The organism is Psychrobacter sp. M4, assembly GCF_055699795.1.
Map to the genome: position 1 here is coordinate 2,180,416 of NZ_CM146740.1, position 20,729 is coordinate 2,201,144.

The 20,729-nt window shown below is 44.5% G+C and carries 21 protein-coding genes; 5 read left to right on the forward strand and 16 right to left on the reverse strand.

From position 1 onward, the window contains the following. Positions 1-105 precede the first annotated feature (105 nt). The 7 genes from ACR63N_RS08960 to ACR63N_RS08990 all read right to left on the reverse strand — a co-directional run bounded on the left by ACR63N_RS08960 (position 106) and on the right by ACR63N_RS08990 (position 6,030). On the reverse strand, positions 106-867 hold the full coding sequence (locus ACR63N_RS08960) for an SDR family NAD(P)-dependent oxidoreductase (RefSeq protein ID WP_367104155.1): 762 nt from the start codon (positions 865-867) through the stop codon (positions 106-108). A 21-nt stretch (positions 868-888) separates the two neighbouring features. Further along, positions 889-1,365 (reverse strand): aromatic-ring-hydroxylating dioxygenase subunit beta, encoded by a 477-nt coding sequence (locus ACR63N_RS08965; protein ID WP_367104154.1) that lies wholly within the window; start codon positions 1,363-1,365, stop codon positions 889-891. 2 nt (positions 1,366-1,367) lie between these two features. After that, the gene (locus ACR63N_RS08970) at positions 1,368-2,651 is read right to left on the reverse strand and encodes an aromatic ring-hydroxylating oxygenase subunit alpha (RefSeq protein ID WP_367104153.1); all 1,284 of its coding nucleotides are present in this window, start codon (positions 2,649-2,651) and stop codon (positions 1,368-1,370) included. 46 nt (positions 2,652-2,697) lie between these two features. Further along, complete coding sequence (locus ACR63N_RS08975) at positions 2,698-3,234, reverse strand: nuclear transport factor 2 family protein (RefSeq protein ID WP_472781893.1); 537 nt, start codon at positions 3,232-3,234, stop codon at positions 2,698-2,700. Positions 3,235-3,313: 79 nt separating this feature from the next. Further along, entirely contained in the window at positions 3,314-3,688 is a 375-nt protein-coding gene (locus tag ACR63N_RS08980; protein WP_367104151.1) for an IacB protein, read from the reverse strand. Positions 3,689-3,743: 55 nt separating this feature from the next. Then, a complete protein-coding gene (locus tag ACR63N_RS08985; protein ID WP_472781894.1) occupies positions 3,744-4,880 on the reverse strand; it encodes an acyl-CoA dehydrogenase family protein in 1,137 nt (378 codons plus the stop codon). Positions 4,881-4,905: 25 nt separating this feature from the next. Continuing rightward, the gene (locus ACR63N_RS08990) at positions 4,906-6,030 is read right to left on the reverse strand and encodes an amidase (RefSeq protein ID WP_472781895.1); all 1,125 of its coding nucleotides are present in this window, start codon (positions 6,028-6,030) and stop codon (positions 4,906-4,908) included. Between the two features lie 142 nt (positions 6,031-6,172). Here ACR63N_RS08990 and ACR63N_RS08995 point away from each other — a divergent pair, with 142 nt between their 5' ends. Beyond that, the gene (locus ACR63N_RS08995; protein ID WP_367104148.1) at positions 6,173-6,646 is read left to right on the forward strand and encodes a MarR family winged helix-turn-helix transcriptional regulator; all 474 of its coding nucleotides are present in this window, start codon (positions 6,173-6,175) and stop codon (positions 6,644-6,646) included. Positions 6,647-6,755: 109 nt separating this feature from the next. Here ACR63N_RS08995 and ACR63N_RS09000 read toward each other — a convergent pair whose 3' ends face one another. Beyond that, positions 6,756-7,826: a TRAP transporter substrate-binding protein gene (locus tag ACR63N_RS09000; RefSeq protein WP_367104147.1), complete on the reverse strand. Its 1,071-nt coding sequence runs from the start codon at positions 7,824-7,826 to the stop codon at positions 6,756-6,758. A 392-nt stretch (positions 7,827-8,218) separates the two neighbouring features. Between ACR63N_RS09000 and ACR63N_RS09005 the strand changes: the two genes are divergently transcribed. The 4 genes from ACR63N_RS09005 to ACR63N_RS09020 all read left to right on the forward strand — a co-directional run bounded on the left by ACR63N_RS09005 (position 8,219) and on the right by ACR63N_RS09020 (position 12,018). After that, the gene (locus ACR63N_RS09005) at positions 8,219-9,481 is read left to right on the forward strand and encodes a YbfB/YjiJ family MFS transporter (protein WP_367104146.1); all 1,263 of its coding nucleotides are present in this window, start codon (positions 8,219-8,221) and stop codon (positions 9,479-9,481) included. 131 nt (positions 9,482-9,612) lie between these two features. Further along, a complete protein-coding gene (locus ACR63N_RS09010; RefSeq protein WP_367107030.1) occupies positions 9,613-10,296 on the forward strand; it encodes a glutathione S-transferase family protein in 684 nt (227 codons plus the stop codon). 35 nt (positions 10,297-10,331) lie between these two features. Further along, positions 10,332-11,192, forward strand: coding sequence for a glutathione-dependent disulfide-bond oxidoreductase (gene yghU, locus ACR63N_RS09015; protein WP_367104180.1), 861 nt, complete (start codon positions 10,332-10,334; stop codon positions 11,190-11,192). Positions 11,193-11,433: 241 nt separating this feature from the next. After that, entirely contained in the window at positions 11,434-12,018 is a 585-nt protein-coding gene (locus tag ACR63N_RS09020; RefSeq protein WP_367104144.1) for a TetR/AcrR family transcriptional regulator, read from the forward strand. Between the two features lie 22 nt (positions 12,019-12,040). On the opposite strand, the gene ACR63N_RS09025 is transcribed toward ACR63N_RS09020, so the two are convergent. From ACR63N_RS09025 to ACR63N_RS09060, 8 genes are all read right to left on the reverse strand, one after another. Further along, positions 12,041-12,832, reverse strand: coding sequence for a class II aldolase/adducin family protein (locus tag ACR63N_RS09025; RefSeq protein WP_367104143.1), 792 nt, complete (start codon positions 12,830-12,832; stop codon positions 12,041-12,043). Between the two features lie 57 nt (positions 12,833-12,889). Next, the gene (locus tag ACR63N_RS09030; RefSeq protein ID WP_367104142.1) at positions 12,890-13,960 is read right to left on the reverse strand and encodes a TRAP transporter substrate-binding protein; all 1,071 of its coding nucleotides are present in this window, start codon (positions 13,958-13,960) and stop codon (positions 12,890-12,892) included. A 103-nt stretch (positions 13,961-14,063) separates the two neighbouring features. After that, on the reverse strand, positions 14,064-15,284 hold the full coding sequence (gene pobA / locus ACR63N_RS09035; RefSeq protein WP_367104141.1) for a 4-hydroxybenzoate 3-monooxygenase: 1,221 nt from the start codon (positions 15,282-15,284) through the stop codon (positions 14,064-14,066). A gap of 76 nt (positions 15,285-15,360) precedes the next feature. Then, the gene (gene pcaG, locus ACR63N_RS09040) at positions 15,361-15,984 is read right to left on the reverse strand and encodes a protocatechuate 3,4-dioxygenase subunit alpha (RefSeq protein ID WP_367107031.1); all 624 of its coding nucleotides are present in this window, start codon (positions 15,982-15,984) and stop codon (positions 15,361-15,363) included. A gap of 3 nt (positions 15,985-15,987) precedes the next feature. Further along, positions 15,988-16,716 (reverse strand): protocatechuate 3,4-dioxygenase subunit beta, encoded by a 729-nt coding sequence (pcaH, locus tag ACR63N_RS09045; protein WP_367107032.1) that lies wholly within the window; start codon positions 16,714-16,716, stop codon positions 15,988-15,990. 107 nt (positions 16,717-16,823) lie between these two features. Next, positions 16,824-18,008 carry a bifunctional 3-oxoadipate enol-lactonase/4-carboxymuconolactone decarboxylase PcaDC gene (gene pcaDC, locus ACR63N_RS09050; RefSeq protein WP_367107033.1) on the reverse strand — a complete coding sequence of 395 codons (1,185 nt, stop codon included), beginning with the start codon at positions 18,006-18,008 and terminating at the stop codon, positions 16,824-16,826. Positions 18,009-18,124: 116 nt separating this feature from the next. Then, the gene (locus ACR63N_RS09055) at positions 18,125-19,180 is read right to left on the reverse strand and encodes a TRAP transporter substrate-binding protein (protein ID WP_367104179.1); all 1,056 of its coding nucleotides are present in this window, start codon (positions 19,178-19,180) and stop codon (positions 18,125-18,127) included. 176 nt (positions 19,181-19,356) lie between these two features. Then, positions 19,357-20,718 (reverse strand): lyase family protein, encoded by a 1,362-nt coding sequence (locus tag ACR63N_RS09060; RefSeq protein ID WP_367107034.1) that lies wholly within the window; start codon positions 20,716-20,718, stop codon positions 19,357-19,359. Between the last annotated feature and the right edge of the window lie 11 nt (positions 20,719-20,729).

Here is a 20,729-nt window from a genome sequence, read left to right on the forward strand (position 1 = left end):
CTTAAATTCCCTTATAGATTTGATTGAAGGGTTAAAAGTTGCCTGTAGGTCTTTTGCGCTTAAAAACTTCCTGCGCTTACTCATTCATTGGCTTAAAGATTAAAGTTAGCGCATAAACAAGCCGCCATTGATATCCCACGTAGCCCCCGTAACGCCAAACGCATCGCGCTGCATCAACTGCGCGACAATGCCGCCGACAAAATCCGGACTACCTAATGCTTTAACAGGAATCACATTTTCTAATAAATGCTCAAGCTTCTCAGGTGGTACCAGCTCATGCACAATCGGTAAATCCATGGGACCCGGAGCGATCGCATTAACGGTGACGCCGTTGGCGGCTAAGTTGCCGGCAAACACTTTAGTCATGGTTAAAATACCACCTTTGCTAGAAGAATAATGCACGCCCGCCGCCGCGCCGCCGTTTTGACCAGCGAGTGAGGCGATATTGACTATTCGGCCATAGCCTTTTTGGGCAAGGTAGGCGCCAAATACTTGGCAACCAAACAACGTACCACGCAGATTAACATTGAGAACGTTATCAAATTCCTCGGCAGTTACCTCCATAACAGGAGTTGTTAACGTAAGGGCAGCATTGTTAACCAAACCATTGACTTGACCGAAATGCGCTTCGACAGCTGCTAACGTTTGCTCGAAATCCGATTTTTGGGTGACATCTAATTTAAACCCAGCAACGTCGCCGCTATTATCATCATTATCACTACCACTACTAAGTCTTTTTGCAGTCGCAACAGCATCTTTTTCACTGATATCTGTTATAGCTACGCAAAAACCGTTAGCAAGCAGTGCTTTGGCGATACATGCGCCTAGGCCTTGAGCGGCACCTGTTATTACAACGACGTCTTTCATTAGGGTTCTCTCTTAACCGGTTTATAGAATATAACTAATTGCTCGCAGATAATCTTCAGCATTGATCAGTTTGACAATCTTTTGTTGTATCGTAAAAGTTTCTTCGTTAGGCACTAGCTGATACTCAACATTGCCCACAAATTGCTGATTATTGCCAAGGCGACTCTCATTGATTAGCAGGGCACAGCGCGCTTTAACCATATCATTATCCGCCTCAAATATCCGCAGACGCGAAGTCAGACGAATAGTGCCGCCATTAGCTTCAACAGAGATAGACTCGCCACTGCTCAAACGTGCCACTCGCATTCGGCGCATAGCGGCATTGTCATAAGCATAGTTGAGCTGGTTGACGTAATCATCATTTTCCAAATCAATGGGCACGATGTACATCCCCTCTGGTTGCCACAAGGTAAGCCATTCATCATATTGCTGCGCGTCTAACAAGTCGTTCTCGAAATCGATAAAGGCGGCAACTTTTACATATATCTCGTTATTCATCGTTATTCTCCTATCTCAGCGGCACGCATCATTTTTTGCCACTGGCGGTAAGCGGCTTTCATGCCAACCTCCGAGCAGACGCTGCTATAGCTATTACCAAGCTCGTTTTCTTCTGCCATCACTTGACCGCGATTGACCAAGATCCATTCATCGTTGCCGTTTTTAGCACCGCTTTGAACGCGCTCCCACGCTTCTGAATCATCGGGAGTGCCAAAACCCATCGGCCCTTGGAAATGCTCATGCAGGCGCATACGTACTTGGTTAAATGCGGCAGGCGCACCATCGCCACCAATGGCTACATGGTGAATCTCTGTTTCATTGGTAGAGATCGGCGCTAAAACTCGAAAGAACGCCATTGAACAAGCAACATTAGGAAATAAGTTCAAATTAAATCCTGAACCGCCTGCTGCGCGAACCAGTTTTTTGATCTCCTCATCACTGCGACCTTCTTTTTTTAGCTCATCTGCCAAAGCTTGAAAGCGCTCAGGAATTGGCTTATCAAGATCTTCCTCTAAGTCCACTAAGTCAGGAATCATGACCATAACGCTATGGCCGTTACCTAAATCTTCGACATAACCATCACCGTCTAGAAAGTCAAAAATCTCAGCTGTGTTGCCATCGAGTGAGGAGATAAAGGATTTATGAATAACTGGGAAATGATAAGCATCGGTCGTATTTTCTAGCTGAATCTTCCAGTTACCGGGGAAGCGAAAGCGGTGCGAGCCTAAAGTTTTAATCGGATAGCCGCCGCCTTGTTTCATAAACAAGTCCATCCATTTTTTAGCGCCGCCTAAGAAGTCTTCTAACGGTTCGATGTCCTCTTTGAAGGTGGCAAAAATCATCCCTTGATAAGACTCGGTACGCAAACTGATGAGCGGAAAATCTTCTTTGTTTATCACGCCCTCGTAAGGATCAGGGTTGGGAATGGCGCGCAAAGTACCATCTTGGCCGTAGCCCCAACCATGATAAGGACAAACGAAACTACGTGCATTGCCTTTGTTTTTTTCACAAAGGGTGGCACCGCGGTGACGACAACGATTTACCAAGACATGGATATTCATTTTTCGGTCGCGTGAGACGATCACTGAATGCTTACCGACTCGCGCGGTTTTGTAATCGCCTTTGTTCGCAATCTCGCTTTCGTGCCCAACCCACACCCAAGTGTTATTAAAAATGGCATCCATTTCTCTTTCAAACAGTTGCTCATCGGTGTACATCTCTGATAGCACTTTATCGCCTTCTGGAGCGACAAATTCGCTAAACTGGATTCGATTTTCCTTTAACATCTCTATCTCCTTTAATTAGTTTTATATCCATTTAAAAGATTTTTACTTATTTATTCGGTGTGGGTAAGTCTTTATCCACATCCCATGGGGTGTCCATAGGTCGATTAAATAAGCTTTCCGTTTGAAAATATTTGATTTTCCATTGCTCTTTTTCAAGGCTAAACTTTACCGTCAGTTTGGCGCTACTTAGCTGTGAGCGTCCATCATGAAACGTTGCCGTTTGCAGTAATAACCATGTACCATCAGCCGTCTCTTCTGCAACGTTAATAAATTCATTGGTGAGAAAATGTGAGTTTAATGCAAAATGCGCTGGCGGCACCGTATACTTTTCAAACATTTTTGCGATGGCTTCTTTACCTTCATAAGCACCAAAGGTTTTTTGATAACGCTTACCAACCCCTTGCCAAACCGCATCCTCTGTAAATAAATCCATGAGTAAAGACAGATCAAAGCCCACATCTAAAACATCACACAGTGCCATATAGCGCTGCATACAGGCGCGCACTTCTCTTTCTTGCTCAAGCATCCAGATGCGTTTATTAAGACTGGCAAGGGTTGCTCTTGATATAATTTCTTCGGTCATCAAAGTACCTGTTTATCTAGTGGCTTACTTATTATCTAGCGATTTACTTATGAAATCATTTACAAAGTCGTCTACCAAGTTACTTACTGATCGCGTCTTCAGGAACGACCAGTTTTCTGCCGATTCGGGCTTCAACCTTGCAGTATTTCCATAACTTGTAAGTACCATCGCCGACTGGAATGGTTCTAAAGAAATTACAGGCCTCAATGACCGTTTCAAGATCGGGTACGTCAGCCATGATATAAGCCGTCCAGGGAGCGTCTGCAGAAGGACCGACTTGAATACAATCATCATCCATAATGCCTAAGATATCTACCCCGGGCAAGCTATCAACGCTTTGCATCATTTGACTAAAAGCTTGCCAAACGTGTTTCATCTCTTCAGCTGGTGCACTCATAAAATTCTGATTAATACCAATACAAAACAGTACGCGGTGTGATTTTGACTTTTCCATTGTTTTCTCCTTTTTAAACAAATCTGATTTTATTTAGGTAAATTTGAATCACAAATTATATATAACCGGGATAAGGTTTATGTCCAAAGACCATTGCCCCGGCATTTCTAAAGGTAATCTGCCCCATAAACGCATGCTGTGAAACCAGTGATACATTTTGCAAGATACGGGTCATAGGATGACTGTTTTGTGCGCTAGTCATCCCCATCATCTCATAAACCGTGCGCACCACGTCTACACATTCATGAGTTAAGTGCGAGCTGGATAAGCGCAGCAGATTGATTTGCTCATCGCTTGGCTCATCACCTGCTAGTATCGTCTCCCAAACATTATCAGTCGCCTGATAGAAGAAAGCTTTGCTAGCACAAACTTTGGCTTGGGCTTTACCGATAGCGATTTGTACGTATTCACGCTCGCCTAGATTGGGCGCACCCGTGACGGATTTTCGGCCTTTAGCTTCATTCTTAATAATCTCTAGCGCTTCTCTAGCTAGGCCGAGTGCGGTTACCGCGAGAACTTGGGTGGCATAAGATAAGGTGGGGTACTTAAATAAGGGCTCGGTCAAATTGGGTTTGCTGCCACGAATAAACGTCCACTCTTCTGGTACCTGAGCTTTATCCAAAACGATATCATGGCTGCCGGTTGCCTGCATGCCGATCATATCCCAAGTCTCATCGATATAAGACTTATCCGCTGGTAATACCGCCATACGTGGTAGTTCCCCCTCTTCTTCAGGTTTGATACCGACGCCCATCAATGAAGCGCCCATACAGCCACTGGCAAACTTCCAGCGCCCAGAGATCGTATAGCCATCCTTAGTTTTTTGAGCCGGTTGTACTGGGAAGACAGCGCCAGCAAACACGATGTCAGGACTATCAGCCCATATCTTCTCAATAGTCTCAAGAGGTAATGCCCCTAAATAAAAGGGGTGCATCCCAAAGCTTGCAACCCAGCCTGCCGCGCCATCTGCCATAGAGATCGTTTCAATCAGTCTTAAAAAGTCGCTAGGGCTACGCTCATCGCCGCCAAAACGCTTGGGCACAAAAGAGCGATACACGCCTATATCTTTAAAACGCTCAATAATATCCATATCGATGTAGCGCTGTTCTTCAAAGTTATCTGCTCGCTTACGAATGTCTGCGAGTAAACCATTGAGCTTAGGATGCTCAGTTAATGGTGTTAAATTTTTCATAGTAATTACTCCTATGAGTATCTGACTATTGAGAAAGCAGCTTGGCAAGATGCTCGGCAAACGCGCATAAGAATGCATCATCGCCGCGGCGACCAACCAGCTGTATACTAATCGGCAAATCAAGTGTTGATGGGCAAGGCATACTTAACGCAGGATGCCCTGATAAATTAAAGGGTCGCACCAGTTTAGAGATCGTCATATCGGTATCGCCCGCCAAAGCATGCGCGCGCGTCATCGGGAAATGCGGCAGAGTGGGCAATACTAAAATCCGGGTTTTTTCTAAAGCGGCATCTACTTGTGCAATGAATGCTGCTCGTAGCTTTTTGGCTTGCAAGACAGCTTCGTCAGTGGTGTGACTGGCTTTTTCCAGACGCTTTGCGACATCCTCTCCAAGTTTGCCAGTCGCATAAAAATCTTTGCATGCCAGCCAAGTTTCACGATTAATAATGGTCAGCCCGGCCTCAAAAGCATTATCAAAGTCAGGTAAATGCACAGGAGTAAGATCTATGCCTGTGCATTGCAATAAAGCATTTTTGATAGTAGCACTGATGTCATCATTGGCTTCAACGGTGAGCCACCCTAATTCAAACGTATTTTGATTTAGCTCAATGGCTTTAAATTCTGGTGCGATGGCTTGCATAGTTTGAGTGATCAATTCTGGCGTTCTTGCAAAAACACCCACACAATCTAATAAAGTTTCGGTAGGCCAAACCCCTTCTCGACTCACTAAACCAAAAGTAGGCTTAAACCCATAAATACCGCAGCAGGCAGCGGGCATGCGTACCGAACCGCCAGTATCGGTTCCGATAGCTACATCAACGGCTCCGCCAGCGACCGCTGTTGCAGAGCCGCTAGATGAGCCGCCAGGGATTAGATTAGGATATAATGGATTGATTGGTGTACCATAGGCGTGATTAACCCCTGTCATGCCAAAGGCTAATTCGTGCATTACTGTTTTTCCAGTGATAGAAAAACCGTTATGTTTTAGATGTTTGACAACGGCTGAATCTTGGTTGGCAGGTAAATTATCAGAGCAGGCAGCACTTCCTAGCCGCGTGGGTGTTCCAGCGACATCAATACTGTCTTTTATGGCAACGGTTGGCTGATCAGTAGCCATTGATGATGGATAAGTGACTGTAAAACTGTCCATGTTTGAGTCCTTTCAATCTCATTTCTTGATTACTGCTCCTGATTAAAAGTATCCTAAAATTTAGTTGAAATGTCAAATACTTTAGCTAAATTTGTTTAAAAATCATACAAGTAAAAAAATAAAATGACTGGGAAACGAGAAAATGCAGGCGAATAAAGAGAAATACTTTCCAAATAGTGAGCAATTTGACTATCAAAAATTTCCTTTTTATTGGATAGCTCGCGTAGAGTCTTTGTACACGCAAGAGATGGAAAAAACGCTCAAAAAGGTCGGTATGGATGCATCCCGATGGCGGGTAGGACTGCTACTACGCAGACATACAGAGTTGACAATTTCAGAGATTGCCAATGAGGCATTAATGAAGATTCCAACCATTACCAAAATTGTGCAGCGCATGGAAAAAGAGGGCTTAGTCACCGTCTATAAACAAAAAAGCGATGGCCGGGTCAGATTAGTCCAATTAACAGCGCAAGGACTATCTCAAGTCAACATGATCGTCGAGGCAACAGCGCCTATGTTTGAAGATGTGTTTGCCAGCTTTTCAACTGCAGAGATTGAAACCTTTCTTGAGCTAAGTAAAAGGCTTTTCGACAATTTAGAGCATAGCGATGACTAAAGCGTAATGCTTAGAACATATCAAAAATAGCTCATAAAACAGCCCCCATAAGTTTATGCAACTTATGGGGGCTGTTTCTCTATCAAATAAAACTTAGCTTTGTAAGTTATTAAGATTCACACGCTACGCTTGCCTGTTGCGCTTTGACATACACGCCTTGCGCGTCTAGCCCTAGTGCTTCAACGTCGGATAAATATTTTTCTGTCCCCGCTTCTAATGGTACTCTCCAGTCAGGATCATTGAGCGGATCAGGAATATCGATCATCACGTCTCCACGCGCTTTGGCTTCTTCATAAAACTTAGCCGCTTCGGTATCAAAGACATTAGCAGTAATATCAGCCATCACGGTACCAGAGTTATTATCAATAACCTCTTTGAGATCATCGGGAAGGCTTTCATACTTATCTTTGTTCATAGTGACCATCAGTGCAGAACTATAAAAAGGCATGTTGGTATGGGTGTTTACAATCTCAGTGAGCCTAAAAGATCCAGTAGGACTCCAAGGAAAAGCCATACCATCGATAACGCCGCGCTGCAACGAATTATAAAGGTCAGTGGCGGGCAGACCAACAGGAGCACCGCCAGCCGCTTCAATAATATCGCCGCCAATAGCTGAAGGCCTGCGAATACGCATCCCTTTCATATCGTCAGGTTTGCGTATAGGTTTATCTACAGTGTGTATGGTGCTAGGCTCACTACCGATCATAAACAACAAATGCGTGTCTTCGTATTCATTCGCAATCACTCCATCATCATACAGAGTTTGCAGTATGCAGCTCATCTGACCTGCAGAATCTGATAACCCTGGCAGCTCAGCAATTTGAGTCAATGGAAAGCGGCCATTAATATAACCCTGTACCTGTAACCCTATATCGACAGTACCGTTAGCTACCGCATCATAAGTCACATCAGGCTTACTTAGCGTGGCTGAAGGATAGATCTCTACCTTAAGTCTACCGTCAGACTCTTCTGCAATCTTTTTTGCCCAAGGCTCAAAAGCCTCAACATTCATAGCTGCTGTAGCTGGCCATAAATGCGAGAAACGCAATGTGGTTACCTCTTTACTATTTGCTGATCCATTAGTATCTGTACTATCTACAACCGTACTTTGTTCGTTTGAGCAGCCTGTAAAGCTTAGTAGAACCGCCAGAGTCATGGCTAAGGGTGTCATCATTTTCATCATAGAATCCTTTCTTGATGGTTAGTCGTCTTTTATCTATAGAAAAAAGGTATAAAAAATCATGGTCTTAGAATAATTACTTTACTTTTCAACTAAAATTACCAGTCATACTTATTGATGTCAACAAATAAAATGAAGAAGTCCTAAATAATTTCAAATATTTTTTGATTATCAATTGAACGAACGTTCAGGTAGAGTTATACTCCTTTCTGTAGCACATAATTTTGTAAAAATAATAAACATAATTGTTTAAAGGTCTACAGAAACTAAGCACAAAGGGATGAGTGTAAAATGGATAAACTCCAAGATAAGGAAATAGTGTTCTTTGGCCTAAACGCGATGACGATTGATATCACAAACTATCAAATTCTTCGACTTATCGGAGATCTGTGATGCATGATCGAATCATCCAACAAAAAGACCAAGGTCGTACGCCTCCGCTCAGACTAGGCAGGTTAGATTATGCTTGGATTGTAGCCGCTACAGGCTCTATAGCGATGTTCTGCGGACTTGGCTTAGGTCGATTTGCGTTCGGTATGTTGCTGCCGTCGATGTCGGCTTCTTTGGGATTAAATTATACTCAAAGCGGAATATTGGGCTTCACTAACCTGATAGGATATCTGGTTGCCGTTCTTTTAAGCCCGCTAATCATACCTCGATTTGGTACTCGAATCACTGGTACTGCCAGCCTGCTTTTAATCGCCGTCTCTATGCTTGGTATGGCTATTACCACAAGCTTTCCCCTACTCTGCGCACTTTACGTATTGACTGGCATTGGTAGCGGTGGCGTGGTCTTACCGATGATGAGCGTTATGTCGCATTGGTTTTTCCCGTCGCATCGCGGACTTGCCTTAGGACTGGTCATGGCTGGCCCCGGGTTTGGCATTATTCTATCGGGCTTTGTGGTTCCAAAACTCTTACCCATCTCTGGTTTACTTTCTTGGCAGACAGGCTGGCTGATTTTTGCCCTTATTAATATTGTGGTGGCTTGGCTTACCTTTACTTTGATCCGCAATCATCCAGACGATGTCAATCAAAATCCTTTTGGACGTCTGCCTACCTCACCTATCAAAAATAAGAAAAAACTAGAACGCGCTAATATCAAACTGCTCGTACATTTGGGCATTATCTTTGCTATTTATGGTGCCACTTATATGGTCTATGTGACCTTTATCGTGACTAGCATGGTGGGTTCGTATCAGCTGAGTGAAGCAACCGCGGGTGGTATTTGGGCATGGATTGGTCTGCTAAGTGTCTTTTCAGGCATGCTCTTTGGCTGGATCTCTGACCACATTGGCAGACGCCTTGGGCTCGCGCTAGCCTTCTTCTTCCTTGCCATCGCTTATCTGCTGGTTGGACTGACCGATTGGACCTTAGGTCTGTATTTGTCCATTATCCTGTTTGGCTTAGTAGTTTGGAGCGTTCCTGTCATTATGGCAGCCTGTGCTGGCGATTATTTTGGGCCTGCAGCGGCGGCAAGTGCGCTGGCGGCGCTGACTTTTGCCTTTTCGGGTGGACAGGCTCTTGGACCAGTAGCAGCGGGTTATCTTGCAGAAATCACGGGAGACTTTAGCATTAGTTATCTGGTATCTGGCATTGCTGCCTTTGTCGCCATTGGACTTGCCTTATTATTACGAGCACAAAAATCTGCTTAGTAAGCAATCTTTATATATTTAACTTTAGTGGCATGAACAACTACTCAAACCATACTTGAACGGTCGTTCATTTTTGTTTATAGTGGTTTAAGACTTACCCTCAAACCCTTTATGTTGTTTAGGATACTACTATGCTTAAGTTTTATTTTCACCAAACACCTAACCCTATGAAAGTAGCTCTTTATCTGATGGAGACGGGGTTAGCGTACGAATTAATGCCAATAGATACGATGAAAGGTGAGCAACATACGCCTGAGTATCGCGCTATCAACCCGAATGGTAAAACGCCCGCTATCGAAGATGATGGCAACCGTGTCTTTGATTCGACGGCTATCTTGATGTACTTGGCTGAAAAGACAGGCAAGCTGGCAGGAAAGCCAGAAGATAGAGGCGAGATGCTGTCATGGCTGATGTTTATCGCGACAGGCTTGGGTCCATTTTCTGGTCAATCTGTGCATTTTAGACATAAAGCACCCGAAAAAGTTCCTTATGCGATCAATCGCTATCTTCGTGAAGCCGAGCGTCATTATGAGGTGCTAGATAAGCATATGGAAGACCGTGAATATCTGGTTGGTAACGACTACTCTATTGCTGATATCTCAGCTTGGGGCTGGGTTGATAAGGCAACGTTTGTATTGGGCGAAGAAGGGTTAGACAACTACCCTAACCTCAAACGTTGGTTTGCTAGTATCAATGCTCGTCCTGCTGTAGATAGAGCGCGCAATATTGCTAAAGACGTTGTGTTCAAATCTGACTTTGATGACGCAGCTGCACGTGCCCTATATCCACAAAACTTTGCGAAAAACGCTGAATAACCCCAAACATAACAATACACATAAAAATAGGAATAATAATGGAAAACCAATATATACCCCCAAAAGTCTGGACACATGATGCAGAGAGTGGCGGTAAGTGGGCCAGTGTGAACCGCCCCGTTTCAGGTGCTACCCATGAGAAAGAATTACCAGTAGGCAAACATGCTTTGCAACTGTACTCAATGGGCACGCCTAACGGTCAAAAAGTCACTATCATGTTAGAAGAGTTATTAGCATTAGGCAAAGACGCAGAATATGACGCCCATATGATCAATATTGGCGAAGGCGATCAGTTTTCATCAGGCTTTGTAGATATCAATCCTAACTCTAAAATTCCAGCTTTCGTTGATTACTCTGGCACTGAGTCTGAAACGGTATTTGAATCTGCTTCTATTTTAGTTTATCTTGCTGAAAAGTTTGACGTACTACTGCCTGAAAAAGGCAGCAAACGCACCCAAGTCTTTAACTGGCTATTTTGGCTGCATGGTTCTGCGCCCTACTTAGGGGGCGGTTTCGGGCATTTTTATGCTTATGCTCCCGAAAAGTTTGAATATGCCATCAATCGCTTTACAATGGAAACCAAGCGCCAGTTGGACGTACTCGATAAGCAATTAGCAAAAAATGAATTTATTGCTGGTGATGAGTATAGTATCGCTGATATTGCCACTTGGCCTTGGTATGGCAATTTGGTGTTGGGTAATCAGTATGAGGCCAAGGACTTTTTGCAAGTCGATGATTACACCCATGTGCAGCGCTGGGCAAAAGCTATCTTAGCGCGACCAGCCGTACAACGTGGCCGCATCGTTAACCGTACTCACGGTGAAGAATGGGAACAGCTGGAAAATCGCCATAGTGCGACAGATATCGATAAAGTGTTGGCACTAAAACCAGAGTAATTGGTTCTCACCAATACAGGGCTGCTGGGATAAGTTTTTTGCAGCATTGAACGGCTAGCTATAACGCAAGAAAAAATTATCCTAGCAGCACGTTATAATGGTTATGCTTTTGTTGTTTAGGATTAACGCTACCAATAATATCTGACAATAATATTAGTGTGACTTGGTTTTCCAGATTTTAAGACTATATTTTTAATAAGCTCATATCTTTAATAAGATACTAGCTTTTAAGGTGAAAATTATGAGTGCACAAGCGAAATTTAATCGTGATGATGTCATCGAAAAAGCCAAAAATCTCTATTGGGAAAAGGGCTATCACGCTACCTCTATGAGAAACTTGCAAGATGTCGTTGATATGCGCCCCGGTAGTATCTATGCCGCTTTTGGTAATAAAGACAATTTGTTTAAAGAGGCATTAAATCGCTATGCGGAAGAAGGTGCTGCGAATCTTGCCAATAGCATTGCCCAAGAAGAAACAGTGCTTGCTGGCCTAAAACGGTTTATTCATAGCGTCACTGTTTGTAGTAAAGGCACTGCACCCAGCGGCATGTGCATGGTGGTCAAAACTATTGGTGAGTTGACGCAAAACGATAGTCCAGAACTGCTTAATCACGCGACAAGCATTTTAGAACGTGTTGAAGCTTCTTTTGTTAAGACCTTTCAGCAAGCCATTGATAATGGTGAAATTAGCAGTGATAAAGATCCCGCTGAACTGGCCCGCTACTTTCAAATTCAAGTCATAGGCTTAAGAACTTATGCGCAAGTCAGCAATAATACGGATGCGGTAGAAAAGTACATTGATGGTATATTTGAGAGGTTGCTATAAAAACCTCTTTTCTTACCCATTATTACTGATCCCAGTTTGGATCAAGCCTACTCATCAAGCGATAGTAGGCAGGCCATTCAGGTAGTCTTACTTGAGCGCCAGCTTGCGCGTCTCCACCTTCAAACTGCTCTCTGGTTTTTCTCATAGCATCTTCGCTAACCTTTATTATTTTACCTCCAGATGCCATAGCCTTGAGCTGCACTTGACAGCCTTGAATGATTTGGTACATTCTCATAAACGTCCAAGCGACATCAGGACCGGTAGTGACAACGCCGTGATTATTGAGCATCAAGGTATGATTGGTTGGGCCTAATGATTCTACTAGTCTTTGCTGTTCGCTTTGATCCAATACAATGCCTTCAAAGTCGTGGTAGCCGATACGCTCATAGAACATAAAAGCTTCTTGGTACAAAGGTATAAACCCGCATTCAAGAGCGCTTATCGCTTGAATATCAGAGTTATGGGTATGCATAACGCAGTGCACATCGGGCCGGCCTTTGTGCAAAGCGGTATGAATAACACTGCCCGCTTTATTGATAGGATAAGGCGAGTCATCAATTTTATTACCCTCAAAGTCAATTTTTACCAGATTTGAGGGTTTAATCTCACTATATAATAGTCCAAAAGCGTTAATGAGTAAGTGCTCGGTACCCGGTATTTGATAGGAAATATGATTATAGACTTGGGTCGTCCAGCCATAATAATCCACCATTCTGTAGCAAAGTGCCAACTCTACTCTCGCCTTCCATTCAATGTCACTATAAGCTGGTGGCGTCACTTTTGAGGCAAAAATATCTTCTGCAGTATTGTCCATATGTCCTCCATAACTTTTATTAATGGCGAATGTTTTTCAGGCTAGCTGTATAATGCTTTAAGTTTTACAAGCCGCGCTAGCTGCTTGCGCTTGTTCGTAGACACCTTGCGCGTCGAGCCCTTGGGCTGCAAGATTATCTAAGTAATTTTGAATCTCGGTCTTGAGTATACCGCCCCAAGCTGGATCATTTAAGGGGTCAGGAATCTCTATCATCGTATCACCGCGAGCACGAGCCTCAGCTATAACTCTAACATCCTCGCTATCAAATAAGTTACCAGCAGTCTTTGCCATCTCCATACCTGAATTATTATCGATAACTTGTTTTAGATCATCGGGTAAGCTTTCATATTTATCTTTATTCATCGTCACAAGTAAAGCCGAGCCATATAGAGGCATGGTCGTATGGGTATTGGTCAATTCAGCCAACTTAAAAGCCCCTGCTGCATCCCAAGGCGTGCTCACCCCATCTATGACACCGCGTTGCAAAGAAGTATACTGATCAGAGGCCGGCATACCAACTGGCGTACCCCCTGCCGCTTCGATAATATTAGCCGCTATCTCTAATGGGCGACGAATACGCATGCCCTCAAGATCTTCTGGTACTCGGATAGGTTTATCGATAGTGTGAAAAGCGCCAGGCCCTGAGGCCATCATAAATAGCGGATGGGTATCTTCATACTCACTTGCTATCACATCATCGTTATACAAGGTTTGCAGCATACAGCTTAATTGAGTGCCTGAGCTTGAAAGACCCGGCAGCTGGGTAATTTCAGTCAAGGGAAAACGGCCACTAATATAGCCTTGCACTTGCGCTCCTATATCAACTGTACCTTTAGCCGTCGAATCATAAGTGATATCAGGCTTACTTAGAGTCGCTGAAGGGTAAATCTCAACTTCGAGTCTGCCATCTGACTCTTCCTCTATTTTTCTAGCCCAAGGCTCAAACACATCGGTATGCAATGCTGCCGTAGCCGGCCAAAAGTGCGAGAACCTAAGCGTGGTGACCTCATCTGTGGACACAGCAGCCGTTTCATTGGCATCATTAGATTGCGAGCAACCTATAGAGCCAAACGTAGCAGTCAATACAATGCCTGCTGTTATAGTCTTTTTTAGAAAATCCTTTTTCATAACAAATCCTTTTAACAACCTATGAAAATAACAGTATGAAAATTAAATAGCTTTAACTTTAAAATAAGAATAGCTCGTCATTGATAGTATTGATAGTTACCCTCTACTCTAACGCCTCAAAAGGTAGGCCAACGTAGTTCTCAGCGATAGTGGTTTTGCCGGCATCAGAGTGGATAAAGTAATCAAACTCAGCTTGTTGTACTCGAAAATCAAAACGCCCGCCGCTCTCAAAACGATGTAATAGCATCGTCATCCACCACGAAAAACGTACTGCTTTCCAAACGCGCGCCAAACAGATTTCTTGATAACGGGGAATTAGATCAGTGCGATCTTCCTTGTATATTTTGACGAACAAACGATAAGCGGTATCGACATCACTGGCAGCGAGGTTCAAACCCTTAGCGCCCGTTGGTGGCACAATGTGCGCGGAGTCGCCAAGTAAAAATAGTTTACCGTATTGCATAGTTTCACATACATAAGAGCGCAGCGGCGCGATGCTCATCTCCAAAGCAGGACCGGTGACTAAACGCTCCGCCATCTCAGGTGGTATGCGGCGCTTTAATTCTTTCCAAAACCTCTCTTCAGTCCAGTTCTCAATCTTGTCAGTATCAGGCACTTGGATATAATAGCGGCTTCTGGTTGGCGAGCGCATGGAGCACAGGGCAAAACCGCGCTCGTGAGCACAGTAAACCAGCTCATCATTGACCGGCGGCGTATCACTCATAAGACCTAGCCAGCCAAAGGGATAAACCTTTTCGTACTCTTCAATCTTATTAGAGGGTATCGCTTTACGTGACGGCCCATGAAAGCCGTCGCAGCCCGCGATATAGTCGCAGTCTAGACGGTGCAACTCATTGTTATGCTGGTAGGTAACATAAGGCTGATTCGATTCAATATCATGCAGTTTAACGCTATCGGCTTCATAGATAGTGATAGCTCCTGCTTTTTCGCGCTCTTCCATCAAATCACGCGTCACCTCAGTTTGACCGTAAACCACCACGTGTTTGCCGCCGCTGTATTTTTCTATATCGAGCTGATAGTGCTCACCTTGAAAACTAAAGTCAGTATGGGTATGGATCAGGCCTTCTTTATCCATCCGCGCGCCAGCACCTGCTTCCCGAATTAGATTGACCGTGCCCTGCTCTAACACGCCAGCACGGATACGTCCCAACACATATTCTCCGGTTTGCCGCTCTAAAATAACGTTATCAATACCTGCTTTGGTCAATAGTTGACCAAGCAGTAGCCCTGATGGGCCAGCACCGATAATCGCCACTTGTGTTTTTGTAGGCGCTTTATGGTTAGTTTCTTCTATTTCTGTCATCGTATCCCTCGCTATATCTAATAAAATCCTTTTAAATTCGATAAAACGTCTCACTCTCAAAAGCCAAATCTAGCTTTTAAAAATCAAAAAACACCGTCTCGTTCTCACCTTGCAAACGAATATCAAAGCGATAGCGCGGTTTGTCATCACCTTCTTCTTTTGCTGCTATCAGTGTCTTTCGGCGTATGGGTGATGGCACGCTATTTAAGATGGGGCACTTGTCGTTAGCCTCTTGCTCATCAGCAAAATAAGCGCGGGTTTGCAGGTGAATATTGATACCACGAGCGAAAATAGCGATATTGACATGCGGTGCCATTAGCGTGCCATTAAAGTCAACAGCTCCAGGTTTAATAGTATTAAATTTAAACTCGCCATCAGCCGCGCAGGCACTACGGCCAAAGCCGCTAAAGGGCTGTTTATTATTGAATTCACTAATATAGTTGCCCTGACTATCCGCTTGCCAGATCTCAATTAAAGCGTCATGCACCAGATCACCATTGCCATCATAGACACAGCCGACCAGTTCGATATGCTCACCTGTAGCGCCTTCTTTGGCTAAGTCCTGCCAAATCTCGTCCGGCCTTGATTCAAAACCTGCAATCTCTAAAGCTAAACCGATATGTACAAAGGGCCCTGCCGTTTGTGAGGCGGTTTCATGAAGTAGCTGCGGTATTTGCGATAATTTATATTGGCTATACATGTTTTACTCCTCAAAATAGGTTTGCAGGGCGCCGCGAATCACTACATCGAAGCGATACGCAAGACAATCCATCGGCCGGCTCATTGACATATCTAAGCGGGCAATCATAGTTTCAACCGCATCAGCATCTTTTAGTACTTGCACGATTGGGCACAGTGGGACCAAAGGATCACCTTCAAAATACATCTGAGTAATGAGGCGAGTTGAGATTGAAGGCCCCATTACGGATACATGAATATGCGCTGGACGCCAAGTGTTAATACCGTTGCCCCACGGATATGGCCCTGGTCGGATGGTACGAAAGCGATAGTAGCCCTCAGCGTCGGTAAGACAGCGGCCAACCCCGCCAAAATTGGGATCTAATGGTGCCAGATAGCCGTCTTTTTTGTGGCGGTAACGACCGCCAGCATTGGCCTGCCACATCTCAACTAAGGTATTGGGTACAGGTTTGCCAAACTGATCAATGATACGGCCATGCATAATGATACGCTCGCCAATCGGCAAACCCGCCTGCGTGCCCTCAGCGCGAAAATTCATTAATAAATCATTATCATGCGGCCCCATATCTAGATCGTTAAAAGTAGGACCGCTGCGCTCTGAAGGACTGGCGTTTTGAATACTCACCAAGGCTTGACGCGGCGAGCGCGTTATCGATGTTTTATAACTGGGAGTATATTGCGCAGGTTGCCATGAGCGATTACGAGCAACAAAATAAGGGTAGTTTTGACTCATAAGAAGAATCTCCATTTCTATAAAAGGTTTAAAGCATCAAAAACGCTTAATATCTCAGTCCTTTGATACTACTTCAACACTCTAATTACTGTTATTTTGCAGCTACTTCAGCTTTGATGTTGTGATATCGACTCGCCCCAGCCATTATCTTTAGCTAAAGAAAAAGCGTGATTGGCAGCAGGTACGCCAGCATAAATCGCCACATGCATGAGTACTTGATGTAACTGCGCCTCACTGATCCCCAAACGCTTGGCAGTGCGCAAATGCAGTCCTAGCTCGCCATCACGCCCAAGCGCTGCCAGCATAGCGGTAGTGACCATACTGCGCTGCTGCACGGTGAGACTAGGATCGCCCCACAGCTCGCCCCAAGCGTTACGGGTAATAAACTGCTGAAACGGCTGATCTAGAGTGGTGGCATTTTTGGAGGCTTTTTCAACGTGTGCCGCGCCAAGAATGCGTTTACGTTGCACAAGCCCTTGCTCATAACTAATGCCAGTTTGCCCAACAGTCGCACGTGCAGTGTTGGTTTGTATGTACTCGACCAATTGCTCATGGGCTTCAATTGACGGCACATGACCTACATTTGCAAATACGGTTAAATGAGCGTCGGAAAATGCGCTTTGTAAAGCTTCTAAGGTTGCAGGCGGCGTAGATACATCCTCTGCACCAGCCAGCAGATTGATCTGACCCTCATAACTTATGAGTTTGTCGCGGTTATCAACCTCTGCTAGTGCTTCGCAAAGCTTGGCATAGCTCTCATTATCATTGCGTGATAACTGTACTTGCCAGCCTTGTACAATCTCAGGATGCTGCTTGGCAAAATTTGGCGCAAACCAGCGCGCGACGATATTTTCAGCCATCTGCGCTAATCCCAATTGACGCACACTTTTGGCACGCTCTGCCCATGCCTCTTTCGTACCGATTACCGCGCCTGTGTTGGTGAGCCAAACTTGATCTAACCGCTTTGCTGCCATCTGACACAAGCTTTGACCAATAGCGCCGCCAATTGAGGTGCCAATAAAACTAAAGTTCTCAATCTGTAAAGCGTCAGCTAAATCTAGCACGTCTTTGGCAAGCATAGGGATAGTTAAATCGTTTGCAGCTTCCCCGCTGCTACCATGCCCCGGCAAATCCCAGCGGATACATCGGTAATGTCCATGCAGTCGGTCACATATCTCGTCCCAAACCGCACGACTCATGCCCAAAGGATGTGCCATAATCAAGGCTGGCAAATAAATCTCGCCGCTGTCTTGATAAGCGATAAGATGTGACTTTGTCGTTAGATATGTCATGTCTATCCTTTGCTATTTAGTACTAAATAAAGTTAGTACGTTAACATTTAGGTGCTACTAATATCATTGTTAAAATAAATTAACTTCATTGATCAGTAAAAAGCACATGTGCTTCTTTAAGCCTTGCAAGCTGCACTGGCTTCTTGGGCTTTTTGATAAACCGTTTGTGCGTCCAGTCCAAGAGCTTCGGTATCGGCTAAATATTTTTGAATACCTGCTTCTAGCGGTTCTTGCCAGTCTGGATCATTTAACGGATCAGGAATGTCTATTATGGTATCGCCTTTAGCTTCGGCCTCAGCCATAAACTTGGCGTCTTCGGCATCGAATACTTCTCCAGCAACCGCTGCCATGGCTTTACCAGAATTATCATCAATGACTTTTTTTAGATCGTCAGGCAGGCTTTCATATTTGTCTTTATTCATCGTCACCATAATGGCTGAGCTATAAAAAGGGATGTTGGTATGCGTATTGGTCAGCTCAATTAGTCTAAAAGAGCCAGTAGCATCCCATGGCAAACTCACCCCATCCAATACCCCGCGCTGCAAAGAAGTATAAATATCAGGAGCCGGTAAGCCAACAGGGGTGCCACCAGCGGCTTCGATAATATCTCCAGCAATCGCTGAGGGACGGCGCATACGTAAGCCTTGTAGGTCACTGGGCTTTTGAATAGGCTGATCTACCGTATGCATACCGCCGGGACCTGTACCCATCATAAACAGCAAATGCGTATCATCATATTCGCCCGCTATCACCCCATCATCATACAAGGTTTGCAGCATACAGTTCATTTGCGTGGCTGAATTGGAAAGCCCAGGAAGCTCTGCGACTTGAGTAAGAGGAAAGCGGCCATTAGTATAGCCTTGCAGCTGTGACCCTATATCAACAGTACCACTGGCAACAGCGCTATAAGTAGAATCAGGCTTACTTAGAGTGGCTGAAGGGTAAATCTCAACTTTTAATCTACCACCGGACTCCTCTTCGATCTGTCTTGCCCAAGGCTCAAAGACATCGGTATGGGTTGCAGCGGTCGCTGGCCAAAAGTGCGCAAAACGTAGTATGGTGGGCTCTTCACTAGCAGTAGTAGCGTCATTCGCTGTATCATTGGCAGGCGAGCAACCAGCAAGCCCTATCAAAGCGGCTAGTGCCATACTTAGTGGCAGCATCTTTATCATCATAAATCCTTTTTTGATGGTTAATAATTTTGATATTTGCTTGTGTACTAAATTAATTTGTACCCTTTTAAAGGTTTTGTCAACACCTTAGCTCGATAAAACCTTAATCTTTTAATGGATTTGGCTTTTATCTGATTGTTCTACCCTCTATTCCTCTATAACTCAAAGTTAGCTTTTTATTCTCTACTGTTCAAACTTTGAGTTAAAGTCGCAATAGCTTGTAGCACTGCTTGGCATTGTCTACTTGAAGCACCGCAGTAGGTTAAAGGCGATAGGATTGTTGTAAACTTATTATCGCTATTGAGCTCTATAGACTGTTTTTCTACTAACTCTAAAAAAGTTTGCACAAAGCCTCTATGCTCTTTGTGGGCTTGTTGACCGGCATGCTCTATTAAAGGATAAACTTGCTTTTGATAGTCTGCAAAATAACTTTTTAATGGCTCAACCAAATAAGCATCGCTATTTAAGTCTAAATTGGCTGCCATACGCTCAGGATAGACTTGTAACCCTTGCAATAAAGTCTTTAGATAAAATGCAGCGCCTGCAACCAAAGCCATGCCTTCTGTTAGAGGTGTCCAACTAGCGTGCCACTCACCAAGCCCGCGCTCAAACGGCTGCGCAGTAGTATTGCTGATCACACTCAAATGCCCGTGCATTCTTAAAGCAGCGGTTTTGATTAGCGCACACAGTACTGGGTTACGTTTGTGCGGCATCGATGAAGAGCCGCCCATGCCTTTTATAGCAGGTTCCGCCACCTCCCCAAGCTCGGATTGGCTCATCAAAGCAATATCTTGGGCGATATTTTCCATCGCACTGACGCATGCATCTAAAGCAGAAGCTAGCGCATGAATGGGCTGGCGATTGGTATGCCAAGGCAGCAACGGTAATGATAAGTCCAGCAAGCTTGCTACCTGCTTAGGCAATTCATAGTGCTCATTTTCTGCATCGCTTACCCCAACAGGACCGCCCCACTGCAAGTACAAACCTTCATGCTCCAAACGCTGCAAATTTGGCAAAACGGTGGTTAGTGAGGACACCCATTGAGCAACTTTTACTCCAAAAGTAATTGGCAGTGCTTGCTGCAATAACGTTCTGCCAGTCATCGGCGTGGCTTGGTGAGTCTCAATCAATAACGAACATGCTTGTAAAATCTCAAGTAAATCCTGATTAATACGCTTGAGTACCGGTTTTAACATCATCATCATCGCCGTATCAACAACATCTTGACTGGTCACCGTTTGATGGAAATAAGGCTTTAGCTCTTTTGGCAGTAAGGTTTTGACCTCTTTAACAAAGGGAATAGCAGCGTTACCACCAAGATAAGTCTGTGCACCAATCGCTTCTATATCAAAGTTGCCTATTGCTAGCACTTGCTTAAACTGCTGAAGCGTACCTGTAGGAATGAGGTTTTGCTGTTCTCGAGCGGCGATAATGGCCAACTCAAAATCTAGCATTGCCTGTACAAACAGGCGCGCAGAAAAGTCCTGTGCGGTATCAGGATGCATAAAAGGCTGATTAATGAGCTTAGCGATGTCCATAGCTATTTATT